This window comes from Polaromonas sp., assembly GCF_049790275.1.
Lineage (GTDB): Bacteria > Pseudomonadota > Gammaproteobacteria > Burkholderiales > Burkholderiaceae_C > Polaromonas.
The window spans coordinates 159,298-184,954 of record NZ_JBAQYR010000117.1 but is presented as its reverse complement, the minus strand read 5'-3'; the positions used below and the strand labels follow the sequence as shown (position 1 = coordinate 184,954).

Below are 25,657 nucleotides of genomic sequence, written 5' to 3'. Positions count from 1 at the left end.
TCCCGCTCGCACGGACAGCTGCCAGTAAACAACAAACCCCGCCAGCACAATACAGACGGGGTTTGCGGTTCAGCTTATGCCAGGATTACTTCTTGGCGTAATCTTCCATCGGCTTGTCGTTCGGGTTCGCCCAGGCTGCTTTGGTGCTTTCGCTCACCGGCAGGCCGACGCGGCTGTTTTTCGGGGGGATAGGTTGCATGAACCATTTGTCCCAGGCTTTGGCCATGTCGCCGGACTTGATCATGCCGGTGATGGTGGTGGTACCGATCTTCTTGAGGCCGGCGTCGTCCTTGCGAATCATGATGGCGATGGGTTCCACGCTCAGCACTTCACCAACGATCTTGAAATCGGCCGGGTTCTTGGAGGTGGCAATGTTGCCGGCCAGGATGGCGCCGTCCATGACAAAGGCATCGGCACGGCCGGACTCGAGCAGCAGGAAGCTGTCGGAGTGGTCCTTGCCGAAGACTTCCTTGAAGTCGATGCCGCTGGCGCGCTCGTTCTTGCGCAGGGTCTGCACAGAAGTCGTGCCGGTGGTGGTGGCGACGTTTTTGCCATTGAGCTGGGCAATCGAGGTGATGCCGGAGTTGGCTTTCACGGCGATGCGCACTTCTTCAACAAAAGTGGTTGGCAGGAAAGACACGTCTTTCAGGCGGGTGGCATTGTTGGTGGTCGAGCCGCACTCGATGTCCACGGTGCCGTTTTGCACCAATGGGATGCGGTTTTGCGAAGTCACGGGCAGGTATTTGATTTCCAGCTTGCGGCCCACGGCCTTTTCAACGTCGGCAATGACGCGCTGGCAGATCTCGACGTGGAAGCCGGCGTACTTGCCGTCACCCAGGGTGTAGGACAGGGCGCCCGAGGAATCGCGCACACCCATGGTGATCACGCCGGAAGCCTTGACTTTGGCAAGGGTGTCGGTGGCCTGGGCAAAAGCGCCGCTGCTGGCAAGCAAGGCAATGGATAGAGCGGCCAGTTTGAGTTTCATTGATATTCCTTCGGGTTGAGTGAAACAGTTGATAAATGAACGCCATTCTAAGGAGGGGTACCGGGGCGAAGCCCCAAGGTTTACCCCAGCCTCCAGAATGGAGTGGGGACGGCTGGATACTTCCAGTTTTTCTGGAAGGCGCACTGCAAATCAGCACCCGGCACATACGACAGAACCGGAAAAATGGATGCACTCCTGAGCCATCGGCCAACGGAGCTTGTTGGCAGCAGCGAATTAAACAAGGAAACAGCCCCCACTACAGTTAGTCTTCATTGCCAAGCAGTCTTCGTGCCAACCAGCCTTTTGCAGGCCCCTTCTGAATGCATTCGCCTGCGTTTGCAGAACGTGACGGACTGTAGATTTAGGGCTCATGAAAAGCCAATGCTGTTTGCGTGCGGCATTATGCATTTTTTTAATAACCACTAAGGGTTGCTACCAAGACGCGGTTTGCCGGAGGCCCTGGGCTGGACCTGGCTTTCCAGGTAGTGCCATAGCGCCTGCGCCGGGCTTTTCGCCACATCCTTGCCTACCGGCCGCTCGCGATAAACACGCACGTCCATGGTCATTTCCAGCCCCGGGCCGGCGCTGACCAGTTTTTTGGCCCGAAGCTCTTTCTTGACGGCGCTGAAGGGCAAAAACGCAATGCCGTGGCCTTCCAGCGCCATCGCCTTGAGGCCTTCGGCCATGTCGGTTTCGTAGACCCGGTCCAGATGGATGGCAGTACTCGACTGCTTGAGGATCAGGTCCACGACCCGACCCAGGTAGGCACCCGGGGCATAACCCAGATAAGGCAGGGGCTGGCCGGCCCGGCCCGGCAGCTTGAACAGCGGCGCCCCGTCGGCGTCGGCCTTGACGAAAGGCGCCAGCACCTCCTGCCCCAGGCTGACCATCTCGTAGCGGTCGGCGTCCAGCTGGAAAGGCTGGGAGTCGTGGTGGTAGGCAATCAGCAAGTCGCAACTGCCTTCGACCAGGCGCAGCACGGCGTCGTGGACATTGAGCGCAATCAAGCGGCTTTTCATGGGGCCGAACTTCTCGCGCAGGCTGCTGACCCAGGCTGGAAAGAAGGTGAAGGCCAGGGTGTGCGGCACGGCAAACTCAATGACGTCATGGCCGGCCGAATTGTGGCCGCGCAGCATGGCGCGGGTCGATTGCAGGCTCTGCAGCATCTCCAGCGATTGGCTGTACAGCGTTTCTCCGGCTGGCGTCAGGCGGGTCGGGTACGAGCTGCGGTCCACCAAGTCGGTGCCGGCCCAGGCTTCGAGTGCCTGGATGCGCCGCGAAAATGCCGGCTGCGTGACGTGGCGCAGCGTCGCCGAGCGGCTGAAACTGCGGGTTTCAGCGAGACTGACAAAATCTTCCAGCCATTTGGTTTCCATAGATTGAATTATGCGAGTTGAAAGCAGGCTGATGCCTACGGGGAATCCCACGGGAACGGCAATCTGGAACTGGCTCATCGACGGCAAGCTGAGCGCATTGCAGCGGCCTTGGTGAGACTTCTGTTTTTGCTATCTAAACAATAGCTGCTTGCGCCCACAGCCATTGGGCTGCAGGCCAAAATCACTCAAGGATTACTCAGAACTCTGCTGTAGCGCCCACATCGACGCATACCGCCCCCCCAGCGCCAGCAAGGCGGCATGGGTGCCGCGTTCGATGATCTGGCCGGCCTCCATCACCAGGATTTCATGGGCGTCGACCACGGTGGAAAGCCGGTGCGCCACCACCAGCGTGGTCTTGTTTTCGGCAATGCTGCGCAGCTCGGCCTGGATCGCCCGTTCATTGGCCGAATCCAGCGCCGAGGTGGCCTCGTCAAAAATCATGAGGGGCGGGTTTTTCAGCAGCGTGCGGGCAATCGCCACGCGCTGCTTCTCTCCGCCGGAGAGTTTCAGGCCACGTTCGCCGACCATGGTGGCGTAACCGGCCGGCGTGGACGTGATGAAGTCGTGGATGCGCGCGGCGCGCGCGGCCTCTTCCACCTGGGCGCGGCTGGCGCCGGGCTGGCCGTAGGCGATGTTGTATTCCACCGTGTCATTGAACAGCACCGTGTCCTGCGGGACGATGCCAATGGCCTGCCGCACGCTGGCCTGGGTTACCTGCTTGATATCCTGGCCGGCCACGGTGATTCGGCCCTGCTGGACGTCATAAAAGCGAAACAGCAGCCGCGCCAGCGTGGACTTGCCGGCGCCCGACGAACCCACCACGGCCACCGTCTTGCCCGGTGGTATCACGAAGCTGATGTTGTGCAGGATGGGCCGGGACGGTTCGTAGGCAAAACTGACGTTTTCAAAACGCACTTCCGGCGAAGCCTGCAGGCTGAGCGCCGGCGCGCCAGGCTGGTCAGCGATCTCGCGCTCGCGCTCCATCAGGTTGAACATCTTGGACAGGTCGGTCAGGCTCTGCTTGATCTCGCGGTACAGCACGCCCAGAAAGCCCAGCGGAATGTAGAGCTGGATCATGAAGGCGTTGACCATGACCAGATCGCCCAGGGTCATGCGGCCGTCCACCACGCCCTGCGTAGCGCGCCAGAGCATGGCCACCAGGCCGGTAGCAATGATCAGCTGCTGGCCGGTGTTGAGCAGGCTCAGCGTGGTCTGGCTCTTGACGGCGGCAGCGCGGTAACGCTTGAGATTTTCGTCGTAGCGGTGTGCCTCGAACTCCTCGTTGTTGAAGTACTTGACGGTTTCGTAGTTGAGCAGCGAGTCGATCGCGCGGCTGTGCGCCGAGGAGTCGAGCTCGTTCATCTCTTTGCGGAACTTGGTGCGCCATTCGGTCACCGTCACGGTGAAGCTGATGTAGAACACCAGTGCAATGATGGTGATGCCGGCAAACCAGACGTCGAACTTGACGGCCAGCAGGGTCAGCACCAGCGCCACCTCGATCAATGTGGGGATGATGCTGTAGAGAGAATAGGAGATCAACGAATGCACACCGCGCGTGCCGCGCTCGATGTCGCGCGTCATGCCGCCGGTCTGGCGCTCCAGGTGAAAGCGCAGGCTCAGCGCGTGCAGGTGGCGAAACACCTCCAGCGAGATACGCCGTGCCGCGCCTTCGGTGGCCTTGGCGAAGACCAGTTCGCGCAGCTCGGTAAAAAGCGAGGTGGACAGCCGCAGCAGGCCGTAACCGACCAGCAGCGCGGCCGGCACCACGAGTACCGCCTGTACATCGCCCGGCTTGAAGCTCATCGCATCGACCAGGGTTTTCAGCAGCAGCGGCACGCCGACGTTGGCCACCTTGGCGCCCACCATGAAGGCCAGCGCGGCCAGCACGCGCCATTTGTAGTCCCAGAGGTAGGGGAACAGGCGCTGCAGCGTGGCCCAGTCGGAACGGTTCAGCGCGGGTTTGGGGGGTGCGCCCGGGACGGGGGGCGGTTCAGCAGCGGGGGCATAGGAGCGCATCGGAGACAATTGTCCTGTTGTTTTAATTTTCCAATACTGATTGTGCCTATGTCTGACAGATCCAGCCTTCCCCCTGACCCGCTGAGTGTCAAGTTGCCTCTCGACAAGGAACTGGTGCTCAAGGTGATTCCCATGCCGGCGGACTGCAACGCCAACGGCGACATCTTCGGCGGCTGGGTCATGGCCCAGGTTGACCTGGCCGGCTCGGTGATTCCCGCGCGTTATGCCGAGGGCCGCATGGCCACGGTGGCAGTCAACGAGTTCATCTTCAAGCAGCCGGTGCGGGTCGGCGACATCCTGTCCTTCTACTCGGAATTGACGCGTGTGGGCCGCACGTCCATGACAGTCAAGGTCGAGGTGTACGCCGAGCGCTTCCGCTCGCAGGGGCGCTACATCAAGGTCACCGAGGCCAGCGTGACCTATGTGGCCATCGACGACAACGGCCAGCCGCGGCCGGTGCCGCCTTCTTCCTTGCCGCGTCCGCTATAGTTGTGATAGCTGCTTTCGCTCGCCAGATAAGGGCCAGAGGCCAATTTCATCATCAAAACTTGCCGTGTCGCCCCTGGCCGCCGGCAAAACGGGCGGCGCCCTGCATGCCCTCACCAATGCAGTCGCGGCCGCCGTCCCACTCCTGCTTGAGCGCCCTCGGCAAGGGCAGGTCCCACTGCGCATAGGCGCTCTGGCGGTCAGCCAGCATGGTCTTCTGGGGGAATTTCGCGAGCTGATGCGCCAGCACCAGCGCTGCCTCACGCGCCGTGCCGGCAGGCACCACCCGGTTGCACAAACCCATCTGTAGCGCTTCCATCGCCTCAACCTTGCGCCCGGTCAGGATCAGATCCATCGCGTGGCCCATACCCACCAGGCGCGGCAGGCGCACCGTGCCGCCGTCGATCAGCGGCACGCCAAAGCGGCGGCAGTAGACGCCGAAATAGGCGTCTTCCTCCATCACCCGCATGTCGCACCACAATGCCAGCTCCATGCCACCGGCCACCGCCGCGCCGCTGACCGCGGCAATCACCGGTTTGGACAGCAGCAGGCGCGACGGCCCCATCGGGCCCAGCGGCTGGCTGTCTTCAGCCTGGAAATCCAGCGCGGCAAATACATCCGGCCCGCCGCCCTGCGATTCGTTGAGCATCTTCGCGCCAAACTGCAAATCCCAGCCTGCGCAAAAATGGCCGTGGGCGCCATGGAACACCGCCACCTTCGCGCCGTTGTCTGCATCGAAGGCCAGAAAAGCTTGATGCAAGGCGCGCGCATGCTCGCTGTCCACCGCGTTGCGCACGTCCGGCCGGTCCAGCGTGACGATGGTCACCTCGCCATCCTTCTCTATATGTACGCTCACGGCTTGTCTCCCCACCAGCCGACGCGCGGCGCGGCAAGACACGCAGCCAGCTCGTCGGCAGCGACATTGATTTCCATGCGCAACAAGGCAGCCGCCATGGACTTGCCCAGGTTGTCCAGGCGCAGGTTGCGCGCGCCGCCACCCTGCAAGGCGTCATGCAGCACCAGCTTGATCGCCAGGATGTTCGGCAGATACCAGCACTCGACCTCACCCGGCAACCAGGGTGCGAAGTGGGCCTGCACGCGCTGCGCGGTGACTTCACGGGCCAGCACAGCGTAACCTGCCGCATTCCAGGCAAACAGGCCGAAGTCCACCCAGTCGGCCTTGTCGCCGCTGCGCGCATGGGCCAGCTGGACCAGCTGTACTTTTTGAGCGGGTGTTTTCATGTCCGCAGCAGCTCCACGCGTATGTTCGGCTCGACAAGGCTACGGTCCATCAGCGCCGGCCAGATACCCAGCAGCTCGCTGGTGTTGTGCAGGCCGTGGAAGCCGCAGGTGTATGCCGGACCGCTCAGCCCCATCCAGGGAAACAGGCGGCCGAAACCATCGGCTGCCTTCTTGTCGCGTGTGCGCAGCACCATGCGCACCCAGACTTCGTTAAGGTCTGCCAGTGCAGCCGCATCGGGCATGGGCGCCAGCGCACCATGCGCTGAATTGAGGCCCGGGAATTCGACAAACAAGGCGTCATGCGGCACCGCCTTGTCGGCCAGTTGGCTCTTGACCATCTCCACCGCCGCCAGCGCCTTGTCATAGGCATCGGGCCAACTGAAGCCCCAGGTCACCTCGGCCTTGAAACCGTCGCGGTAACCGCCCACCACCTTGAGCTGGCCGGTGCGTGGATGACCGGTAGCTCCCGTCATGCGTACCCGGTCCTGGCCCAGGTCTTCGAGCTGGACGGTCGACAGGTCCAGCACCACGTCGGGCGACACGTAGCGGTTCGGGTTGTGCACTTCATACAGCAGTTGCTGGCGCACGGTGTCGAAGTTGATGCGCCCGCCGGTGCCGGGCGCTTTCATGATCACCGCGTCGCCGTCTTCGCTGACCTCGGCAATCGGGTAACCGATGTGGGCCAGGTCGGGAATCGCCTTCCAGGCCTCAAGGCTGCCGAAGTTGCCGCCGCTGCCCTGGCCGGAACATTCCAGCAGGTGCCCGACCGCCAGACCTTGCGCCAGGCGGTTCAGGTCGGCGGGCGTCATCGCGGCCGTGCTGTCGCCGAGGTTCCAGTTGAATTCGTGCACCAGCGGCGCGAGGAAAAGCGCGGCATCGGCCACACGGCCGGTGATGACGATGTCGGCGCCCTGCTGCAGCGCGGAGACGATGGGACGCGCACCCAGATAGGCATTGGCAAACACCATGCGCTCACGCACGGTGTCAAACGGAACATCGTTGAACATGTGCGCTGGAGCCAGCTCACCAACCTGCTGCAACACCTCATCGCCTGTCACAACCGCGACGCGTGCGACCCATCCTTTTGCCGCAAAAGCGTCCCGAACAGCGGCTGCCGCACCGGCCGGATTCAGTCCGCCGGCGTTGCAGACAAAACGGATTTTCCGCTGCGCCATCGCGGGCCACAAACGCGTGAGCATGGGCACCACGTCCCTCGCGTAGCCGAGGGAAACGTCGCGTTGCAAATCCTTTTGAAGGATGGCCAAAGTGAGCTCTGCGAGATGGTCGCTGGCGATGTACTGGACCCCGCCACGCTCGATGCTTGCGAGCACCGGTTCCCACGCATCTCCGTAGAAACCCAACCCGGCACCAATCCGGATTGATTTTTTCATTGAATGCAGCTCATGATCATTCCCGTCAGATTCGAGTCAGAAAAAAGCGGCTTGCCCGTCTTCCGATTGTTGGGTTATTTTTACAAAGCACATGCTTTGTAAAAATTAATTGTGGAGTAAAAGTGCAGTTATTGCAATTGATCATCAGCGGCATCGCGCAAGGCTGCATTTACGGGCTCATCGCCCTCGGTTTCGTTCTCATCTACAAGGCCACCGAGACGGTGAGCTTCGCCCAGGGTGAGCTCATGATGCTGGGCGCCTTTGGCGGCCTGGCCTGCATGACCATGCTGGGTTTTCCGTTCTGGCTGGCCATCCTCAGTGCCATTGCCGGCATGGCCCTGTTCGGTGTGTTGCTCGAGCGGATCGTGATACGGCCCATCCTGGGCCAGCCGGCTTTTTCCATCGTGATGCTGACCATCGGCGTCGGCTACGTGGCGCGCGGGCTGATCACCATGATTCCGGGCATAGGCACTGAAACCCACACCCTGCCCGTGCCCTATAAGGACATGACCTGGCAGATCGGCGGCGACGCCAATGCACAGGGAGCCCTGATCCTCAACGTCGAGCAGATGGTCGTCATTGCCAGCACGGCGGTGATGTGCCTGGTCCTGTTTGCACTCTTCAAGTACAGCAAGCTGGGCATCGCCATGCAGGCCTCGTCGCAAAACCAGCTGGCGGCCTACTACATGGGCATTCCGGTCAAGCGGCTCAATGGCCTGGTCTGGGGCCTGGCCGCAGCGGTGGCGGCCGTGGCCGGCCTGCTGCTCGCGCCCATCACCTTTGTGCACGCCAACATGGGCTTCATCGGCCTGAAGGCATTTCCGGCGGCGGTGGTCGGCGGCTTCGGCAGCCTGCCCGGTGCCATTGTGGGCGGCTTGATCATCGGCATCGTTGAATCGCTGGCCGGCTTTTACGCCCCTGACGGCATCAAGGATGTTGCCGCCTATGTGGTGGTGCTGGTCATGCTGATGGTCAAACCCAACGGCCTGTTTGGCGAAAAATTAAGAAAAAAAGTATAGATATGGCCCCCACGCTTTTCACTTCGTGTAATGCGCTGCCCCCCGAGGGGGCCGCTGCGCCTGCGGCCCGGCTAAGCCGGTTCCGCGGCCCCTGCTTGGATTTGGGAACCTTACGCCCGCTGTCGTTGCAATCAAAAAAAATAAAATCATGAGGTTCATATTTAAAACCGACTACGGGCAGGACATCAATCTTGCCAAGCATGGCGGCCATATCTTCTGGTACAGCGCGCTGGTACTGCTGCTGGTGGCCGCACCTTGGCTCTTCGCCGAATACTGGCTGGCACAACTGACCTTCATCCTGATTTATTCGATCGCCGGTCTCGGGCTGATGCTGCTGGCCGGTTTCACAGGCCTGTTTTCGCTGGGGCACGCGGCCTTTCTCGGCGTCGGCGCCTACACACAGGCCGTGATGACCAATGCCGGCGTGCCCTTTCCCATTGCGCTGGCCTGTGCGACGGGGCTGTCCGCAGCCGTGGGTCTGGTCGTCGGGCTGCCGGCCCTGCGCGTCAAGGGCATCTACCTCGGCATTGCCACCCTGTCCTTCGGCTTCATCGTCGAAGAGGTGTTTGCACGCTGGGAAAAAGTCACTGGCGGCAACTCGGGCATCCACGTCAAGGTGCCCGACCTGTTCGGCTGGAAGCTGAGCAGCGGGGAGGAGTTTTATTTCCTTTGCCTGGTGATTGCCATTGGCGCCACACTGGCCATTCTCAACCTGCTGCGTTCGCCCACGGGCCGCGCATTTGTCGCGATTCGCGATTCGGAAATATCCGCGCAAAGCATGGGCATTCATCTGGCCCGCTACAAAACCCTGTCGTTTGCCTTGTCGGCCGCGCTGGCCGGCATTGCCGGGGCACTCTACGCCCACAAGCTGCAGTTCATCTCACCGGACCAGTTCAACATCCTGCAGTCCATCGACCTTCTGCTGATGATTGTGGTCGGTGGCCTGGGGTCGGTGCATGGCGCTTTCCTCGGCGCGATTTTCCTCATCTCGATGCCGCAGGCGATTGCGCTGATCAAGGACTACCTGCCGGCCTTCATTGGCCAGGCGCCCGGCCTGCAGGGCCTGGTGTACGGCCTGGTGCTGATTGGTTTTGTCCTGTTTGAACCTCTGGGGCTGTATGGGCGCTGGCTGAAGATACGCACCTACCTGCAGACCTTTCCCTTCTACCGCAAGGGCATGTTCAAGCGCCAGAAATCCTTCCAGAAATCGGACCGCCTGAAATGAGCCAGATACAACAACCCGCCGGCCAGCCATTGCTGTCGGCCCGCAACCTCAGTGTCCGTTTCGGCGGTGTGCTGGCGGTCAACAAGGTCAGCTTTGATGTCAAGCAAGGCGAGGTATTCACGCTGATCGGCCCCAACGGCGCCGGTAAAACGACGGTGTTCAACCTGATCAGCCGCATCTACACACCGACCTCCGGCGAGATCGACTACCTGGGCAAAAAACTGACCGACCAGCCGCCGCACAAGATTGCTGCGCTGGGCATCGCGCGTACCTTCCAGAACATCGAGCTGTTCGAGCATGCCACCGTGCTGCACAACCTGCTGATCGGCCGGCACACACACAGGCAAACGGGCTTGTGGAGCGAAATCTTCTTCACGAAAAAAACGCGTGAGGCCGAACTGCAGGCACGCGAGAAGGCCGAGCAGATCATCGACCTGCTGGACCTGCAGCATCACCGCGATTCCTTTGTCGCCGGCCTGCCCTACGGCGTGCGCAAGGTGGTGGAGCTGGCGCGCGCGCTGTGCACCGAGCCCAAACTGCTGCTTCTGGACGAGCCTTCATCGGGGCTCAATGTGGAGGAAACCGACGACATGGCCTTCTGGATCCAGGACATCAAGAACGAGCTGGGCATCACCGTGCTGATGGTGGAGCATGACATGACCCTGGTCTCCAAGGTGTCCGACCGCGTGCTGGCCATGAACCAGGGCGAAGTGCTGGCCATGGGTACGCCGCGCGAAGTACAGACCGATCCGGGGGTGATTGAAGCCTACCTCGGCTCGATTGATGACGTGTCGTCGCTGCGCCGGCAACACCAGCCGGTCAATCTGCACAGAGGGGAGATCCGCTCATGAGCGCCGTACCTCCACCGGTCAGCGACCAGCCCGTGCTCAAGCTGCTCAACGTCGAAAGCTCTTACGGGCCGATCAAGGCCATACGCGGCGTCAGCCTCCAGGTACGCCGCGGCGAAATTGCGACCGTGCTGGGATCCAACGGTGCGGGCAAAACCACCATCCTGAAAACCATCTCCGGCATCATCGACCCGCGCAAGGGCTCGATCGAGTTCAAGGGCGGCAACATCACCGCGCAGGACCCGGCCTATATCGTGCAGCAGGGCCTGAGCCATGTGCCGGAAGGCCGCGAAGTCTTCCCTCTGCTCAGCGTGCGCGACAACCTGCTGATGGGCGCCTACACCCGCAAGGACCGCGACGGCGTGAGCCGGGATATCGAGGCGGTATTCGGTTACTTCCCCATCCTGCGCGAACGTGCACTGCAAGACGCCGGCCTGCTGTCAGGCGGCCAGCAGCAGATGCTGTCCATCTCACGCGCGCTGATGGCCTCACCCGACCTGATCCTGCTGGACGAACCCAGCCTGGGCCTGAGCCCCAAGCTGACCAAGGAGATCTTCGAGATCGTGGTGCGTATCAACCGCGAACGCGGCACCACCATCTTGCTGGTCGAGCAAAACGCCAACATGGCCCTGAACGCCTCCGACTACGGCTACGTGCTGGAAAATGGCCGCATCGTGATGGAAGACACCTGTGCCCGCCTGCGGGAAAAGGAAGACATCAAGGAGTTCTACCTCGGCATGAAGGAAGACGGCGTGCGCAGCGAGCGCCGCTGGAAGAAAAAGAAAACCTGGAGATGAAAATGACGGAAGAATTCGCCAAGCCGGGGCCGCGGATCTGGCTTTGCCAGTCCGCAGGCGCAGCGCCCCCCCGGGGGGCAGCGCAGCACACGCAGTGGCAAGCGTGGGGGCACTATGTCTAACCTATGGGATCTTTCCCACATCCAGCCTGCAACCCGCGTGGTGCTTGAGGGTGAAACCATTCCGGCCATGTTCTGGAACGGCGTGGCGCAGCGCCAGGACAAGGTCTGGATGCGCCAGAAAAAACTCGGCATCTGGCGCAGCTGGTCCTGGAACCAGACCGGTGAAGCAGTGCGCGAAATTGCCGGAGGACTCATGAGCCTGGGTTTTGCGCCCGGCGAATGTGTGTCCATCCTGTCGAACACCGTCATCGAATGGGTGTTGGCCGACCTCGCCGTGCTCAGCTGCGGCGGTGTCTCCAACGGCATTTACCCGACCGATGCCGCCTCCCAGGTGCATTACCTTTGCGAAGACTCGCGCACAGTCATCCTGTTTGTCGAAGACGACGAGCAACTGGACAAGGCCCTGGAAGTGCGAACACAACTTCCCGGCCTGCGCAAGATTGTGGTGTTCGACATGGAAGGCCTGCATGACCTCGACGAGGCTGATGTCATCAGTCTTGCCAGCCTGCGCGAGCTGGGCCGCAGTTATCTTGCGCAGCATGCCGATGCGGTCGAGGCGCGTGTCAAGGCCTGCCGGCCAGAAGACCTCGCCATCCTGGTCTACACCTCAGGCACCACCGGCAAACCGAAGGGGGCCATGCACAGCCACCGCGGGCTGGTGTTCACGGCACGCGGCTACAACACGCTGGTGGCACAGGACGAAAACGACGAACGCATGTGTTTCCTGCCGCTGTGCCATATCGCCGAACGCATGGGTGGCGAATATTTCGCCATGTATACGGGGGCCAAACTCAATTTTGTCGAGAACCCTGAAACCATTCCCGAAAACGTGCGCGAAATTGCGCCCACGGTGTTTACCGCCGTGCCGCGTGTCTGGGAGAAGTTCTACTCGGGCGTGATGATCGCCCTCAAGGAAGCAAGCCGCCTGCAGCAGGCCGCTTACGCCTGGGGAATTGGCGTGGGCAGCAACATCGCAGAACTGGTCATGGCCGGCCAGCCGGTGAGCAACTGGCTCAAGCTGAAATTCACCATCGCCCGCTGGATCGCACTGGACAACGCACGCAAGCTGATAGGCATCCACCGTGCCCGCTTCTGCGTGACCGGCGCCGCCCCCATCTCACCGGAGCTGGTCAAGTGGTACATGGCGCTCGGCGTGCCCATGCTGGAGGTCTGGGGCATGACCGAAACCTGCGGCGCAGCGACCGGTGTGCCGGCCAGCCGCATCAAGCCCGGCTCCATCGGCCCGGCCGCGGGTTACAACGAGGTGAAGCTGGACCCGGCGACCGGTGAAATCCTGGTGCGCGGCGCAAATGTCTTCATGGGTTACCTGAACCTGCCGGAGAAGACCGCCGAGACGATCGATGCCGATGGCTGGCTGCACACCGGCGACGTCGGCGTGGTGGACGAGGAAGGTTTTTTCCGCATCACCGACCGCATGAAAGACATCATCATCACGGCCGGCGGCAAGAACGTGACGCCCAGCGAGCTGGAAAACGAGCTGAAGTTTTCGCCCTACATCACCGATGCCGTGGTGATCGGCGACAAACGCCCCTACCTGACCGCCATCATCATGATCGACCAGGAAAACGTCGAAAAATATGCACAGGACCATGACGTTCCCTTCAGCAACTACCAGAGCCTGACGCGTTCGACGGAAGTCCAGGAGCTGATCCAGGCCGAGCTGGACCGGGTCAACAAAAAGTTCGCACGCGTCGAGCAGATCAAGAAGTTCTTCCTGCTTGAAACGCAGCTGACTGCGGAAGACGAAGAACTGACACCGACCATGAAGCTCAAACGCAAGCTGGTCGAGAAAAAGTATGCCGCCCCCATAGAAGCGATGTATCGCTAGTGTTCCGTCCCGCAAATAAGGTGATGAAATGAAATTGTCCAGTCAGCTGTCAGGCAAGGCGCGAGGAGGCGACATAGCTGTAGCTATGGCAACGACGAGCAACGCCGCATGGCGGCTGACTGGGCGATTTCATATCGCCTTTATTTGTGGGACAGGACACTAGCCATGAGAACCTTAAGTAGTTTCCCTTGCGTACTTACGACAGCTTGACTTTCGGGTTCCGGCGTCAAGAATGCATTTGTGTTTCGAGCCTGTCACATGCAGGCACTGCTTTTTATTACAGGAGACTTTCATGACAATCAAAACCACACTGGCCATGGCAGCGCTGGCACTGGTCGCGGGCCAAGCCATAGCCCAGCAGGGCGTAAGCAAGACCGAGATCACCCTGGGTTCGATCCAGGATTTGTCCGGGCCGATCGCGGGCTTTGGCAAGCAAGCGCGCCTGGGCATGCTGCTTCGTGTTGACGAAATCAATGAGCAGGGCGGCATCAACGGCCGCAAACTGAAAATCATCGTTGAAGACTCGGCCTACGACCCGAAGAAAGCCGTGCTGGCCGCGCAGAAGCTGGTCAACCAGGACAAGATCTTCATGATGGTCGGCCACATCGGCACCGCGCAGAACCTGGCCGCGATGCCGGTGCAGTTCGACAAGAACGTCATCAACTTCTTCCCGATCACAGCAGCACGCGAGATGTACGAGCCCTTCCACAAGCTCAAGTATTCTTTCGCCGCCACTTACTTCGACCAGATGCGCAACGCAGCACCCAAACTGGCCAAGGAAAAAGGCGCCAAGAAAGTCTGCACCATGTACCAGGACGACGAGTTCGGCCTGGAAGTGATGCGCGGTGGCGAAGCGGGCCTCAAAACCATCGGCACGGAATTCGCCGAAAAAACGTCTTACAAGCGCGGTGCGACCGATTTCTCGTCGCAGGTTGCAAAAATGAAGGCGTCCGGCTGCGACATGGTGGTGCTCGGCACCATCATCCGAGAAACCATTGGCGCCATCGGTGAGTCGCGCAAGACCGGTTTCAACCCGGTATTTCTCGGTTCCAGTGCGGCCTACACCGACCTGATCCACAAACTGGGGGGCCCCGCCATGAACGGCCTGTACGCCACCATGACGGTACAAAACCCCTACCTCGACGAGGCATCGCAACCCATCCGCTTCTGGGCCAACAAATACAAGACCAAGTTCAACGAAGACCCGACCGTCTTCTCGGTTTACGGCTACAGCATCATCGACACCTTTGCCAAGGCCGCCCAAAAGGCCGGCCCCAACCTGACAACCGACAGCTTCATCAAGGTCATGGACAGCCTGTCCAGCGGACCGGACATGTTCGGCAGCGCGCCGGCCAGCTTCTCGCCGACCAAGCGCCTGGGCAGCGACGCATCGCGCCTCTCGCAAATTACCGACGGCAAATGGAAAGTGGTTTCCGAGTACATCCAGTAGCCGGCCATCCATTCCCGGTCAAAGCCGCCTTCGGGCGGCTTTTTTCATGACACGATGTAGGCGCCGGCGCCGGTGGACAGCAGCTTGCCGTCAGCACCCAAAAACTCCATGCGGGTGGACGCCACGCGGGAGCCCAGGCGCATCACTTCGGCCCGCAATTCAAAATACTCGCCGATGCCGGGGCGCAGGTAGTCCACGCGCAGGTCGATGGTGCCAAGTTTGCTGAAACGCTGAAGGCGCTGCGGCGGCGACTCGTCCATGTGGCGGGCGCCTATGGCGGCCATCACGGCCAGCCCGCCCATGGCGTCCAGGCCCGCACTGATCACACCGCCATGGATGCGGTTGTGCGCATAGTGGCCGATCAGGTGTTCACCCATGGTAATGCGCGCAGTGACGCGGTCGGGCTTGAGCGAGGTGATCTTCAGCCCCAGCACGCGGTTGAAGGAAATCTTCTCTTCGAAAAGCGTTTTCAGGCCGGCAACAAAATCGGGCTCGAATTCAATGGCGGCACTGGAGGGCGGCGTGTTAGGTGTCATAAGCCCAATTGTCGTGCAGCGAGGTCTTTCATGATTTCCTCGGCGCCACCGCCAATCATCATGACCTTGACCTCGCGGTAAATGCGCTCGCTTTTGGTGCCGCGCATGAAACCCATGCCGCCCAGGATTTGCACCGCCTGGTCGGCGCAGAACTGCATGGTTTGCGTCGCGTGGTTCTTCAGCATGCAGACATGGGCCACCCAGTCAGGGCCCTGGTCGCCGGCGTCGGCGCGGTCCGCCACCGCATCGACCCAGGCCTGGGTGGAGGCGATGCGCATCTGCATGTCCACCAGCTTGTGGCGAATCACCTGCTTGTCGACCAGCATGCTGCCGAAAGTCTTGCGCTGGCGCGCCCAGTCCAGTGCCTCGTCGTAGCAGGCTTGGGCAAAGCCCAGGGCCGCGGTCGACATGGCCATGCGTTCGCCGTTGAAATTGCCCATGATGATCTTGAAGCCGCTGCCCTCTTCGCCAAGCAGATGGCCGGCCGGCACCCGCACATTGTCAAAACGCAGGTGGGCTGTGTCCGAACACCACCAGCCCATTTTTTCCAGCCGGCTGCGGGACAGGCCCGGGCTGTCGCCCGGCACAAGGATCATCGAGATGCCTCCGGAGCCTTTGCTGCCGGATTCACCGGTGCGCACTGCCACCGTGATGAAGTCGGCGCGCATGCCCGAGGTGATGAAAACCTTCTCACCGTCGATCACATAATTGGCCCCATCGCACCGCGCTGTCGTTTGCAGCGCCGCGACGTCCGAACCGCCACCGGGTTCGGTAATCGCCAGCGCCGCAATTTTTTCACCGCGCAGGACCGGCGGAATCACCACCTGCTGCAGGGCTGCAGATCCATGGGCCAGCACCGGCGGCAGACCGATGTTGTGTGAAAACAGACTGGCCAGCACACCTCCGCTGCCGCCATAACGGCACAGGGCCAAGGTCATCGCATTGCGCAGGCGCCAGGAAGCCGGTGTGCCGCCCAGCGCTTCCGGGTAGCCGAGCGCCAGCAGGCCCAGTTCAGCCGCCTGGCGGTACAGGGCACGCGGGAATTCACCGGCATCGTCCCACTGGCCGACATGCGGCGCAATCTCCCGCTGGGCAAAACGCTTGACCGACTCCGTGATGTCGGCCCATGCCTCCATATCAGCGACCGACATCATGCTTCGAACCTCAGCAAGACCTGACCCGGCGCCGTCTGCTGGCCGGGCTCCACCGCAACGGCTGCCACGACGGCATCACGCGTCGCACAGACCGCATGTTCAAGCTTCATCGACTCAATCACGAGCAGCGTGTCGCCGCGCTTGATTGACACCCCGGCAGCGACCCTGACCGCGATCACCTTGCCGTTGAAGGGGGCCTTCAGTTCCATCGCCGGGCTGCCGGAAGAAGCCCCTGCCGCGGGTTCAAAACTCGCGTCTTGCAGCCAGACGTCGGTGGCACCGACCTGCACATGCCAGCGCCCATCGGCCACCCGGCAAGCCTGCACCGTGCTGCCGAGACCATCGACCGTGACCCACGTCTGCCCGGGACCGATGCGCACACAGGTGGCCGCGTGCTGCGCCGCGCCGGCAGAAACCTCCAGCCGGCCCTGGCCGGTTTCCGTCACGCGGACAGCGAACACCTGCTCGCCGAGCAAAACGCGCAGGGTTTTGCCAAACGGGCATGGTAAAAATTGCGCCGCACCATCGCCAAAATGCAGACCCAGCACGGCAGGCAGCAACAGCTGCACCTGCCGCTCCTGCAAGCTTGCGCGGATGCTGTCGCCATGCTCAGCCAGAAAGGGAATCAGCGCCTGGCCTGCGCGGAACACCGGATGTGCCAGGCAGGCTGCCAGGAAGGCACGGTTGGTCGGCAAGCCCAGCACCTGCGTGCCGTCCAGCGCGGCCAGCAGCCGGTTGATGGCTTCGGCCCGCGTGGCGGCGTGCACGATCAGCTTGCCTAGCATGGAGTCATAAAACGGCGTGACCTCGCAACCGGCCTGCAGCGCATGGTCAAAACGCGCATGCCCGGGCTCGGTGAAATGCTGAACCCGTCCGGCACGCGGCGCAAAGTTGTCGTCCTCGGCGCAGAGGCGCACTTCGATCGCATGGCCTTGAAAAACCACGTCTTCCTGGCGCAGCGGGAGCACCTCGCCTTGCGCGATGCGCAGCTGCCACTCCACCAGGTCCAGGCCAGTCAATGCTTCAGTTACCGGGTGCTCCACCTGCAGCCGAGTATTCATCTCCATTAGAAAGAATTCACTCTGCTCATCGAGCAGAAATTCCACCGTCCCAGCGCCCACATACCCGGCCGCCTGAGCCAGTGCCACCGCACAGGCGCCCATGCGCTCACGCAAGTCAGCGTTCACTGCGGGACTTGGCGACTCTTCCACCAGCTTCTGGTGGCGCCGCTGGACCGAGCAATCGCGCTCACCCAGATGAATGCAGTGGCCGTGCGCATCGGCAAACACCTGCACCTCGATATGACGCGGCTGCAGCAGTGCGCGTTCGAGCAGCAGGTCGCCGCTACCGAAAGAGGACAGCGCTTCAGAGCGTGCACTTGCCAGCGCTGCCTGCAGTTGGGACGGCTCCAGCACCAGGCGCATGCCGCGGCCTCCGCCGCCCGCCGTGGCCTTGACCATCACCGGGTAGCCGATGCGTTCGGCCTCCGCGACCAGGCGGGCATCCGACTGGTCCGGCCCCTGGTAGCCCGGCAGGCAAGGCACCTTCCTTTCGAGCGCCACTTCCTTGGCGCTGGCCTTGTTGCCCAGCGCGCGAATGGCGGCCGGCGGCGGGCCGACCCAGATCAAACCTGCGTCCAGCACTGCCTGCGCAAAATCGGCGTTCTCGCTGAGGAAGCCGTAGCCTGGATGTACTGCATCGGCACCTGCCGCCCTGGCTGCAGCCAGCAGTTTGTCTATACGCAAATAGGAGTCGGACGATAGCGCACCGCCCAGCGCCACCGCGTTGCCCGCTTCCTGCACATGCAGGGCCTGCGCGTCGGCATCGGAATACACCGCAACTGTGGCCATGCCCATGCGGTGGGCGGTACGGATGATGCGGCGCGCGATCTCACCGCGGTTGGCGATCAGCAGGCGGCGGAGGGTTGTGCCTGTCATGCCGCCCACCCGGGTTTGCGCTTGCCGGCAAACGTCGCCAAACCCTCGGCGGCCTCGGCACTGCGCAGACTTGCTGCAAATTTGATAGCCGCCTGCGCAGTCAGGTCCTGGGCCGGAGTCTGATTGAGCATATGAAGCAGAGCCTTGGTATGGGCCACGGCGCCCGGTGCTGCACGGCGCAGCGTGGCGATCTGTTGGGCCAGCGCAGCCGGCAGGTCATCGGCCAGCTGGTCCACCAGGCCCAGCGTCAGTGCCTGCTGCGCGGAATACTTTTCCCCGGACAGCAACATCTGCCGCGCCAGCCTGTCGCCGAGCCGGCGATGCACAAAAGGCGCGATCTGCGCCGGCACAATACCCAGCGTCACTTCCGGTGTGGCAAACACGGCCGATGGCGTGGCCAGCACAAAGTCGCCGCAACACACCAGCCCCAGGCCCCCGCCCATGGCCGGTCCGTCCACCGCCACCAGCAGCATCTGCGGCAACGCGCACAAGGCATTGAGCAAGTTGCCGAAGCCGGCATTCATGACGATCAGGGGATCGGTTTCTCCGGCTGGCAGCGCCTGACCTATCGATTCGGCAAAACCGCCCAGGCTGCCGCCCGCGCAGAAGGAGCCGCCGCTGCCTTGCAGCACGACAAAGCGCAAGGCCGTGTCCTGCGTTGCGCGTTCGCAAGCCTGTGCCAGTGCATCGACCAGCTCGCCGGTCAATGCATTGCGTGTGGCCGGGTCGTGGAGGGTCCAGTGTTCGGTCTCGCCGGAACGGGTGACCTGCAGCTTGCCTGTCATGGCGGCGCCCATCAGGCCGAAGGCTTTTTGCTGGTTTTGGCCAGCCCCATGTACTTGGCGATGATGCCCATCATCACTTCGTCGGCACCGCCGCCTATGGAGGCCAGCCGGCCGTCGCGGTACATGCGGGCCACCTTGTTCTCCCAGGTGAAACCCATGCCGCCCCAGAACTGCAGGCAGGTATCGGGCACCAGACGGTTCAGCCGCCCTGCCTTGAGCTTGGCCATGGAGGCCAGTTCGGTTACGTCCTGGCCCTGCACATAGAGCTCGCAGGCGCGGTAAGTCATGGCGCGCAGGCCTTCGACCTCGGTTTTCATCTCGGCCAGCTTGAACTGCACCCACTGCTGGTCGGCCAGGGTGGCGCCGAACAATTTCCGGTCGTGGGCCCACTCCACCGTCCAGTCAATGCAGTTGGTGAGCGACTGGATGCAGCTGGCCGCGCACCAGAGCCGCTCTTCCTGGAACTGCATCATCTGGTACATGAAGCCCGAGCCTTCGGCGCCTATCAAGTAGCGTTGCGGCACACGTACTTCGTCGAAATAAATCAGGCCGGTGTCGCTGGCGTTCATGCCTATCTTTTTGATCTTCTTGCCGACTTCGATGCCCTTGCGCAGCTTGCCCTTCTCGCGCATGGGCACCATGACCAGGCTTTTGTTCTTGTGCTGCGGCCCCTCGCCGGTATTGACCAGCATGCACATCCAGTCGGATTGCAGACTGTTGGTGATCCACATCTTCTGGCCGCTGATCACATAGTCGCCGCCGTCCTTGCGGGCATGGCTCTTGATGGAGGCCACGTCGCTGCCGGCGCCAGGTTCGCTCACGCCGATGCAGCCGACGGTGTCACCCGCGATCGCTGGCGCGAGGAATTCGCGCTTGAGTTCGTCACTGCCGAAACGCGCCAGCGCCGGTGTGCACATGTCGGTCTGCACGCCGATGGCCATGGGAACACCGCCGCAGTCGATGTGGCCCAGGGCTTCGGCCATGGCCACGCCGTAGGAGTAATCGAGTCCGGCGCCGCCGTAAGCCTCGGGCTTGGTCAGCCCCAGCAGGCCGAGATTGCCGAGTTTTTTGAAAACTTCATGGGCAGGAAAAATCTCGGCCGCCTCCCACTCATCGACATGCGGGTTGATCTCGGCCTCGATAAAACGCTTGAGGGTTTTCTGGATTTCGAGATGTTCGTGGGTGTATTGCATTTTTTGTCTCCTTGGGAATCCGTTTCACATGCGCGCCACGCCGAACTGCAGGGGCCGCAAGGCGCGGACTTCGGCCTCGGCACACATGGCCAGGCACTGCACCAGCACCGCACGCGTATCGCGCGGATCAATCACGCCGTCGTCCAGCAGCAGGCCCGAGGTGTAAAAAGCGTCGGCCTGCGCCTCGAACACGGCCACGATCTTGTCGAACTGCGCCTGCGATTGCGCAGCATCAATCGGGATGCCCTTGCGTGCCATTCCAGCCTCAGTGACGATCTGCATGGTGCGCGCCGCCTGCTCGCCACCCATGACCGCGGTTTTCGCGCTCGGCCAGCTGAATAAAAAACGCGGCGCATAAGCTCGCCCGCACATGCCGTAGTTGCCGGCGCCAAACGAAGCGCCACACTGGATGGTGATCTGCGGCACGCTCGCGTTGGTCACTGCCTGGATCATCTTGGAGCCGTGCTTGATCATGCCGCCCTGCTCGCTGTCCTTACCCACCATGTAGCCGGTGGTGTTCTGCAGATAGACGATGGGATGGCCCAGCTGACACATCATCTGGATGAAATGCGTGGCCTTGTTCGCGCCCGCCACGTCGATCGGGCCGTTGTTGCTGATGATGCCCACCGCATGGCCGCCAATCGCCGCCTGCACGCACAGCGTAGCGGCGCCATACAGGGCCTTGAAGGGCAAGAAGTCCGAGCCATCGACCAGGCGCGCCATCACCTCGTGCATATCCACCGGCTGGCGCAGGTCATCGGCCATCAGTCCGAGCAGATCATCGGCCGGGTACAGCGGCTCGTTTGCTCCTGAATTAATAGCTGCTTGCGCCCGCGCTATATGGGGAGAAACCCGATTTGACCATGCTGTCCGGGCCACCTGCTGCCTGGCCAGACCCAGCGCCTGGCGGTCATCTTCGGCCAGTTGCTCGCCCAGGCCGGACACACCGGTATGCATCTCGGCGCCGCCGAGTTCTTCCTCGGTCGCTACCTCGCCGGTGGCCGCCATCAACAGCGGCGGCCCTGCCAGGAAAGCGCGGGAGCGGTTCCGCACCATGATGACCACGTCGCTCAGGCCCGGCATGTAGGCGCCACCGGCCGTGCCCGAGCCATGCTGCACAGTAATGACGGGTATGCCCGCGGCCGACAGGCGTGCCAGGTTGCGGAACAGGGCGCCGCCATGAATAAAACCTTCCACGCGGTAACGCATGAGGTTGGCGCCGGCACTCTCCACCAGGTGAATGAAAGGCAGCTTGTTCTGCAGTGCGATTTCCTGCACACGCAAAATCTTGTCCAGCCCCATGGCCTGGATGGCACCGGCCTCGATGCCGGAGTCACTGGCCACGACCATGCAGCGAGCACCTTCGATAAAGCCGATACCGGCCACGATGCCGCCGCCGGGCACCGACTGCGCCGGGTCCTTGCTGTCCTGCATGAAGCCGGCCAGGGAGCAAAGCGGAAGATAGGGAGCCCCCGGGTCCAGCAGCAGGGCCACACGTTCACGCGGCAGCAGCTGGCCACGCTTGTCAAACACCGGCCTTGATTTTTCCGAGGCCTGCGCAGCACGTGCCTCCAGTCCGCGCAAGGCTGCGATGCGGGCCAGCATGGCCTCGCGCCGCTGCGCAGCCACACCGCCCTGAGCATTCCACGCCGACTGGAAAATGGTCATGACTGGAACAGCTTCGGTGTGCTGGCCAGATGGAAACCGTCAAACGGCCTGATCGCCTCGCGCTGCTGTTCTTCGGCATCGGGCAGGCGCATCGGCCAACCCATGCGCGCCTGCGGCCGCGCGCCGTCCACCCGCAGCACGGTGCCGCTGATGAAGCTGGCTGCCGGGCTTAGCAAAAACACAATCGCGGCCGAGGTTTCCGCTTCGGTGCCGAAGCGGCCCAGCGGAACGGTCTTGCGCATCTCACGCAGCATCTCGCCGGCTTCAGGCGGGTAGTGGTCCATGCCGCTGGAAGCGATGTAACCCGGCGCCACCGCATTGACGCGCACACCGCTGTGCGCCCACTCGGCGGCGGCCGTTTCGGTGAAGCTGACCATGCCGGCCCGCGCCGCGCCGCTGTGGCCCATGGACGGCATCGACCCCCAGAAGTCGGCCACGATGTTGACCACGCTGCCGCCGTGCGCGGCCATGGACTGCAAATAACACTCGCGCGCCATCAGGAAGCCGCCGGTCAGGTTGGTGTTGATGACCGCTTCCCAGCCTTTGGCACTGATGCTTTCCAGCGGTGCGATGTACTGGCCGCCTGCGTTGTTGACCAGGCCGTCGATGCGGCCATGCGCCAACACCACTGCCGCCACCGTGCTCTGCACCGCTTCTTCCTGGCGAATATCGCAAGGGTGAAAACTTGCACGGCCGCCGGCGGCCACAATTTCACCGGCCACGTCATGCAGCTTGGCGAGTTTGCGTCCTATCAGCACCACATGGGCGCCCAGCGCCGCCAGTTCATGCGCGGTGCAGCGGCCAATGCCGGAACCTCCGCCTGTCACCACCACCACCTTGCCGGCAAACAGGCCGGGGCTGAACACGGACCGGTAACTCATGCGCGGGTTCTCCTCATGGGTTTCTGGCTTTCCCCGATGAACAGCGCCATCGCCGCATCGGCCAACTCATCCAGCGACGCGCCTTTTTTGGCATCGAACCACTGCACCGACCAGTTCAGCGCCCCGAAGATCAGCAGCCGTGCCAGCTTCACCGGGCACTGCAGCCTGCCCTCGCTGCTGAGCGCTTGGAGCACGGGCTCCCAGACCGATTCGTAGTCGCCCTGCAGCCTGGCCAGCGAAGCCCGCTGCTTGGCCGTGATGGAGCGCGACTCGTACAACATCACGGGAATGAAATCGCTGCCCGCTCCCAGCAGCACATCAAAATGGTTGCGGATCAGCACCCGCAGCAGGGCCGCTGCGTCGGCGTCGGGTGGGGCCTGCGCCGCTGCTTCCAGCGCCGCCGTCTGCCGCAGGATGGCCGAACGCATGCCTTCGTCCATCACCGCATACAACAGCGCGCCCTTGCTTTTGAAATGGTAGAAGGGCGAGCCGCTGTGCATGCCCACGGCGGCAGCGATGTCGCGCGTGCTGGTGGCGTCGAATCCCTTGCGCCGGAACAGCTTCGCTGCGGCATTGACCAGCTCGACCCGGCGGTTACCGTCGTCGCGCTCGTCGATGGTTTTGCGCGGGCGGCCGCGCGGCCTTTTTTCCGCGACGGCGATCAGGGAATGGCCGTCGGCAATAGCCTGAGCGGCGGAACGGGTGCGCAGGGCGGGTTTGTCCATGGACACAGACCATAACAAAAGCCGATATTTTTAGCAAGCACGTGCTTTGTAAAAATAAGACTGCACAGGCCACCACAGCTGGTGGCAACTCTTTACACAAAGGCGTCGGGTCTTTGTGAGGCATACACCTGGCGAGCAGACCATCAAGGCTCACCAACCACCGGAGTCGCTCCATGAAATCGAAAGCCCTTGTTTGCGCCATTACCCTCGCCGCCCTGAGCTTTGGCTCGCTGTCTTTCGCCCAAGGGGACGACCGACGTGGCCGCGGTGCCGAGCCACAACGCTTCGAACAGCGCAGCTCCTTGCACCGGGACGGCCGTGATTTCAGCGTCCGCCATGTCGACCGCCGGGACGCGCGCCATGACCGGTACGCCGATGCGCGCGGCCCGCGCTTCCACCGCGGCGACCGCGTCCCCACGGAGTACCGCCACCGGGGCCACGCCATGAACAACTGGCGTGCGCAGCACCTGAACGCGCCGGCCCACGACCAGCAGTGGGTACAGGTGGGCGCGGACTATGCGCTGATCGCCATCGCCACCGGCGTGGTTGCGCAGCTGGTGCTCAACCACTAGCGCGGTGGTGCATGCGGAATCCGTTTTCGCATGCACTACCTTTTTGATAGCTGCCTGCGCCCGTGAAATAAGGGCTGGAACCTGTTTTCGTTGAGTTTCTGCAGGATCGCTGCACTAAAACCTGTCGTTGCCCTGCAAGCCCAGGTTGTTGATCTTCGTCTTGCGCAGCATTTTCAGCAGCAGGTTGCGGCAGCTGCGCAGCAGAGGATAAAGCAGGCGTGCCCGCCCTTTCGAGCGGAACATCCAGTGGTTCAGGCGATTGAAAACACCCGAGGGACTGCCCATCAGCGACAGCGCGTGAATCGCGTCCGCGCCGTAGTACAAGGCATCGCCAACCTTGAGCACCATGCCCTGGTCAATGTCCAGTCCCTGGCGTGTGATCTCCTGCATGACCTCGCTGGACTCCCGCGCATTCACGAGCTTCAGGGTCCCGACCGTGTCGCGGATCCGCACCATCCTGCAGTAGTTGTCGCAAGCGGGGCATTCGTCGTCGTAAACCAGCAGGATGTCGGGGTGTTGGGTTGGCATGGCGGTCTTGGCATGTATCCCGCTAAATTTCCACCGGCTTGCGCAAGGTCGGCAAGCCCACACCGGCAGCGTCGAAGCCGCCATCAACGGCCAGGACCTGGCCGTTGACGTAACTTGCCGTCTCACTGCAGAGGAAACCCGCGACCGAGGCAATCTCTTCGGTGGTGCCATAGCGGTTCAGCGGAATGGCATCGTGGTAGTCGCGCCGGATGGCCGCACTATGCACCAGCCTGGCCATCTCGGTCTCGACAGGACCCGGTGCAATGGCGTTCACGCGAATACCGACGTTGCCCAGTTCAACGGCCTGTTGCTTCGTGAGATGAATCAGCGCAGCCTTGCTTGTGCCGTAGGCAGAACGCAGCGTACTGGCGCGCAGCCCGGAAATGGAAGCGATGTTGACAATACTTCCGCCACCCGTCTTCTGCATCACCGGTGCACAGGCCTGGGTGCAGAGAAAGACCCCGTCCAGGTTGGTCGCCATCACGTAACGCCACTCCTCGAATGTTGTTTCGGCAAGGGGTTTGAAAACGGCAACACCGGCATTGTTCACCAGGGCATCGATCCGGCCAAACACGGCTTCCACCTTCTCAACCGCCGCCTGCACCTGTTTCGGGTCAGACACATCGCAGTGAATGGCAAGTACATGGCCGGACCGGTCCAGCGCGCCTGCCGCTTGCGCGAGCGTGCCGGCGTCGATGTCCACCAGCACGACGCGATAGCCGTTCTCCAGGAACCACCGGCCCATGGCCAGGCCGATGCCGCGCGCGCCACCCGTGACCACGGCAACCGGCAAAAATGACTCGTCAGGCTTCATGGCATGTGTTCAAAAAAGGAGATGCTGAGGCAAAAGAACCCGTGGGCGCAACTATATC

The 25,657-nt window shown here is 62.3% G+C and carries 24 protein-coding genes; 8 read left to right on the top strand and 16 right to left on the bottom strand.

Translation table 11 applies throughout. The annotated features are described in order from the left end of the window. Positions 1–85 precede the first annotated feature (85 nt). From WA904_RS16205 to WA904_RS16195, 3 genes are all read right to left on the bottom strand, one after another. Positions 86–985 carry an amino acid ABC transporter substrate-binding protein gene (locus tag WA904_RS16205; protein WP_425198155.1) on the bottom strand — a complete coding sequence of 300 codons (900 nt, stop codon included), beginning with the start codon at positions 983–985 and terminating at the stop codon, positions 86–88. Positions 986–1,407: 422 nt separating this feature from the next. Beyond that, the gene (locus WA904_RS16200) at positions 1,408–2,361 is read right to left on the bottom strand and encodes a LysR family transcriptional regulator (RefSeq protein WP_425198154.1); all 954 of its coding nucleotides are present in this window, start codon (positions 2,359–2,361) and stop codon (positions 1,408–1,410) included. A 192-nt stretch (positions 2,362–2,553) separates the two neighbouring features. Further along, entirely contained in the window at positions 2,554–4,377 is a 1,824-nt protein-coding gene (locus WA904_RS16195; RefSeq protein WP_425198153.1) for an ABCB family ABC transporter ATP-binding protein/permease, read from the bottom strand. Positions 4,378–4,425: 48 nt separating this feature from the next. On the opposite strand from WA904_RS16195, the gene WA904_RS16190 reads away from it, so the two are divergent. Further along, the gene (locus tag WA904_RS16190) at positions 4,426–4,866 is read left to right on the top strand and encodes an acyl-CoA thioesterase (RefSeq protein ID WP_425198152.1); all 441 of its coding nucleotides are present in this window, start codon (positions 4,426–4,428) and stop codon (positions 4,864–4,866) included. Between the two features lie 52 nt (positions 4,867–4,918). Here WA904_RS16190 and WA904_RS16185 read toward each other — a convergent pair whose 3' ends face one another. Genes WA904_RS16185 through WA904_RS16175 form a run of 3 tightly spaced genes read right to left on the bottom strand, consistent with a single transcriptional unit; the run spans position 4,919 to position 7,496 of the window. Continuing rightward, entirely contained in the window at positions 4,919–5,719 is an 801-nt protein-coding gene (locus WA904_RS16185; protein WP_425198151.1) for a crotonase/enoyl-CoA hydratase family protein, read from the bottom strand. Beyond that, entirely contained in the window at positions 5,716–6,105 is a 390-nt protein-coding gene (locus WA904_RS16180; RefSeq protein WP_425198150.1) for an AtuA-related protein, read from the bottom strand. Before WA904_RS16180 ends, WA904_RS16185 begins: the two co-directional genes overlap by 4 nt. Further along, entirely contained in the window at positions 6,102–7,496 is a 1,395-nt protein-coding gene (locus tag WA904_RS16175) for an acyclic terpene utilization AtuA family protein (RefSeq protein WP_425198149.1), read from the bottom strand. The genes WA904_RS16180 and WA904_RS16175 overlap by 4 nt, the downstream gene beginning before the upstream one ends. Positions 7,497–7,618: 122 nt before the next feature. On the opposite strand from WA904_RS16175, the gene WA904_RS16170 reads away from it, so the two are divergent. From WA904_RS16170 to WA904_RS16145, 6 genes are all read left to right on the top strand, one after another. After that, positions 7,619–8,515, top strand: a complete 897-nt coding sequence (locus WA904_RS16170; RefSeq protein ID WP_425198148.1) for a branched-chain amino acid ABC transporter permease — start codon at positions 7,619–7,621, stop codon at positions 8,513–8,515. Between the two features lie 148 nt (positions 8,516–8,663). Continuing rightward, positions 8,664–9,740: a branched-chain amino acid ABC transporter permease gene (locus WA904_RS16165; RefSeq protein WP_425198147.1), complete on the top strand. Its 1,077-nt coding sequence runs from the start codon at positions 8,664–8,666 to the stop codon at positions 9,738–9,740. After that, complete coding sequence (locus WA904_RS16160) at positions 9,737–10,591, top strand: ABC transporter ATP-binding protein (RefSeq protein ID WP_425198146.1); 855 nt, start codon at positions 9,737–9,739, stop codon at positions 10,589–10,591. Before WA904_RS16165 ends, WA904_RS16160 begins: the two co-directional genes overlap by 4 nt. Beyond that, entirely contained in the window at positions 10,588–11,385 is a 798-nt protein-coding gene (locus WA904_RS16155; RefSeq protein ID WP_425198145.1) for an ABC transporter ATP-binding protein, read from the top strand. The genes WA904_RS16160 and WA904_RS16155 overlap by 4 nt, the downstream gene beginning before the upstream one ends. Before the next feature lie 114 nt (positions 11,386–11,499). Continuing rightward, positions 11,500–13,356 (top strand): AMP-dependent synthetase/ligase, encoded by a 1,857-nt coding sequence (locus WA904_RS16150; RefSeq protein ID WP_425198144.1) that lies wholly within the window; start codon positions 11,500–11,502, stop codon positions 13,354–13,356. A gap of 292 nt (positions 13,357–13,648) precedes the next feature. Beyond that, positions 13,649–14,806 (top strand): ABC transporter substrate-binding protein, encoded by a 1,158-nt coding sequence (locus WA904_RS16145; protein ID WP_425198143.1) that lies wholly within the window; start codon positions 13,649–13,651, stop codon positions 14,804–14,806. A 44-nt stretch (positions 14,807–14,850) separates the two neighbouring features. On the opposite strand, the gene WA904_RS16140 is transcribed toward WA904_RS16145, so the two are convergent. From WA904_RS16140 to WA904_RS16105, 8 genes are read right to left on the bottom strand one after another with little or no spacing between them, the layout of a single operon-like run. Continuing rightward, entirely contained in the window at positions 14,851–15,342 is a 492-nt protein-coding gene (locus tag WA904_RS16140) for a thioesterase family protein (RefSeq protein WP_425198142.1), read from the bottom strand. Then, the gene (locus WA904_RS16135) at positions 15,339–16,493 is read right to left on the bottom strand and encodes an acyl-CoA dehydrogenase family protein (RefSeq protein WP_425198141.1); all 1,155 of its coding nucleotides are present in this window, start codon (positions 16,491–16,493) and stop codon (positions 15,339–15,341) included. Before WA904_RS16135 ends, WA904_RS16140 begins: the two co-directional genes overlap by 4 nt. Beyond that, the gene (locus WA904_RS16130; protein WP_425198140.1) at positions 16,493–18,433 is read right to left on the bottom strand and encodes a biotin carboxylase N-terminal domain-containing protein; all 1,941 of its coding nucleotides are present in this window, start codon (positions 18,431–18,433) and stop codon (positions 16,493–16,495) included. Before WA904_RS16130 ends, WA904_RS16135 begins: the two co-directional genes overlap by 1 nt. Next, on the bottom strand, positions 18,430–19,218 hold the full coding sequence (locus WA904_RS16125; protein ID WP_425198139.1) for an enoyl-CoA hydratase/isomerase family protein: 789 nt from the start codon (positions 19,216–19,218) through the stop codon (positions 18,430–18,432). Before WA904_RS16125 ends, WA904_RS16130 begins: the two co-directional genes overlap by 4 nt. An 11-nt stretch (positions 19,219–19,229) precedes the next feature. After that, a complete protein-coding gene (locus WA904_RS16120; protein WP_425198138.1) occupies positions 19,230–20,411 on the bottom strand; it encodes an acyl-CoA dehydrogenase family protein in 1,182 nt (393 codons plus the stop codon). Between the two features lie 24 nt (positions 20,412–20,435). After that, the gene (locus WA904_RS16115; protein WP_425198137.1) at positions 20,436–22,079 is read right to left on the bottom strand and encodes an acyl-CoA carboxylase subunit beta; all 1,644 of its coding nucleotides are present in this window, start codon (positions 22,077–22,079) and stop codon (positions 20,436–20,438) included. Continuing rightward, positions 22,076–22,960 (bottom strand): SDR family oxidoreductase, encoded by an 885-nt coding sequence (locus tag WA904_RS16110; protein WP_425198136.1) that lies wholly within the window; start codon positions 22,958–22,960, stop codon positions 22,076–22,078. Before WA904_RS16110 ends, WA904_RS16115 begins: the two co-directional genes overlap by 4 nt. Further along, positions 22,957–23,685 carry a TetR family transcriptional regulator gene (locus WA904_RS16105; RefSeq protein WP_425198135.1) on the bottom strand — a complete coding sequence of 243 codons (729 nt, stop codon included), beginning with the start codon at positions 23,683–23,685 and terminating at the stop codon, positions 22,957–22,959. The genes WA904_RS16110 and WA904_RS16105 overlap by 4 nt, the downstream gene beginning before the upstream one ends. A gap of 173 nt (positions 23,686–23,858) precedes the next feature. Here WA904_RS16105 and WA904_RS16100 point away from each other — a divergent pair, with 173 nt between their 5' ends. Further along, positions 23,859–24,257 carry an RcnB family protein gene (locus tag WA904_RS16100; protein WP_425198134.1) on the top strand — a complete coding sequence of 133 codons (399 nt, stop codon included), beginning with the start codon at positions 23,859–23,861 and terminating at the stop codon, positions 24,255–24,257. 114 nt (positions 24,258–24,371) lie between these two features. Here WA904_RS16100 and WA904_RS16095 read toward each other — a convergent pair whose 3' ends face one another. Next, a complete protein-coding gene (locus WA904_RS16095) occupies positions 24,372–24,785 on the bottom strand; it encodes a DCC1-like thiol-disulfide oxidoreductase family protein (RefSeq protein ID WP_425198133.1) in 414 nt (137 codons plus the stop codon). Positions 24,786–24,807: 22 nt separating this feature from the next. Further along, the gene (locus tag WA904_RS16090) at positions 24,808–25,599 is read right to left on the bottom strand and encodes an SDR family NAD(P)-dependent oxidoreductase (protein ID WP_425198132.1); all 792 of its coding nucleotides are present in this window, start codon (positions 25,597–25,599) and stop codon (positions 24,808–24,810) included. Positions 25,600–25,657: the final 58 nt, after the last annotated feature.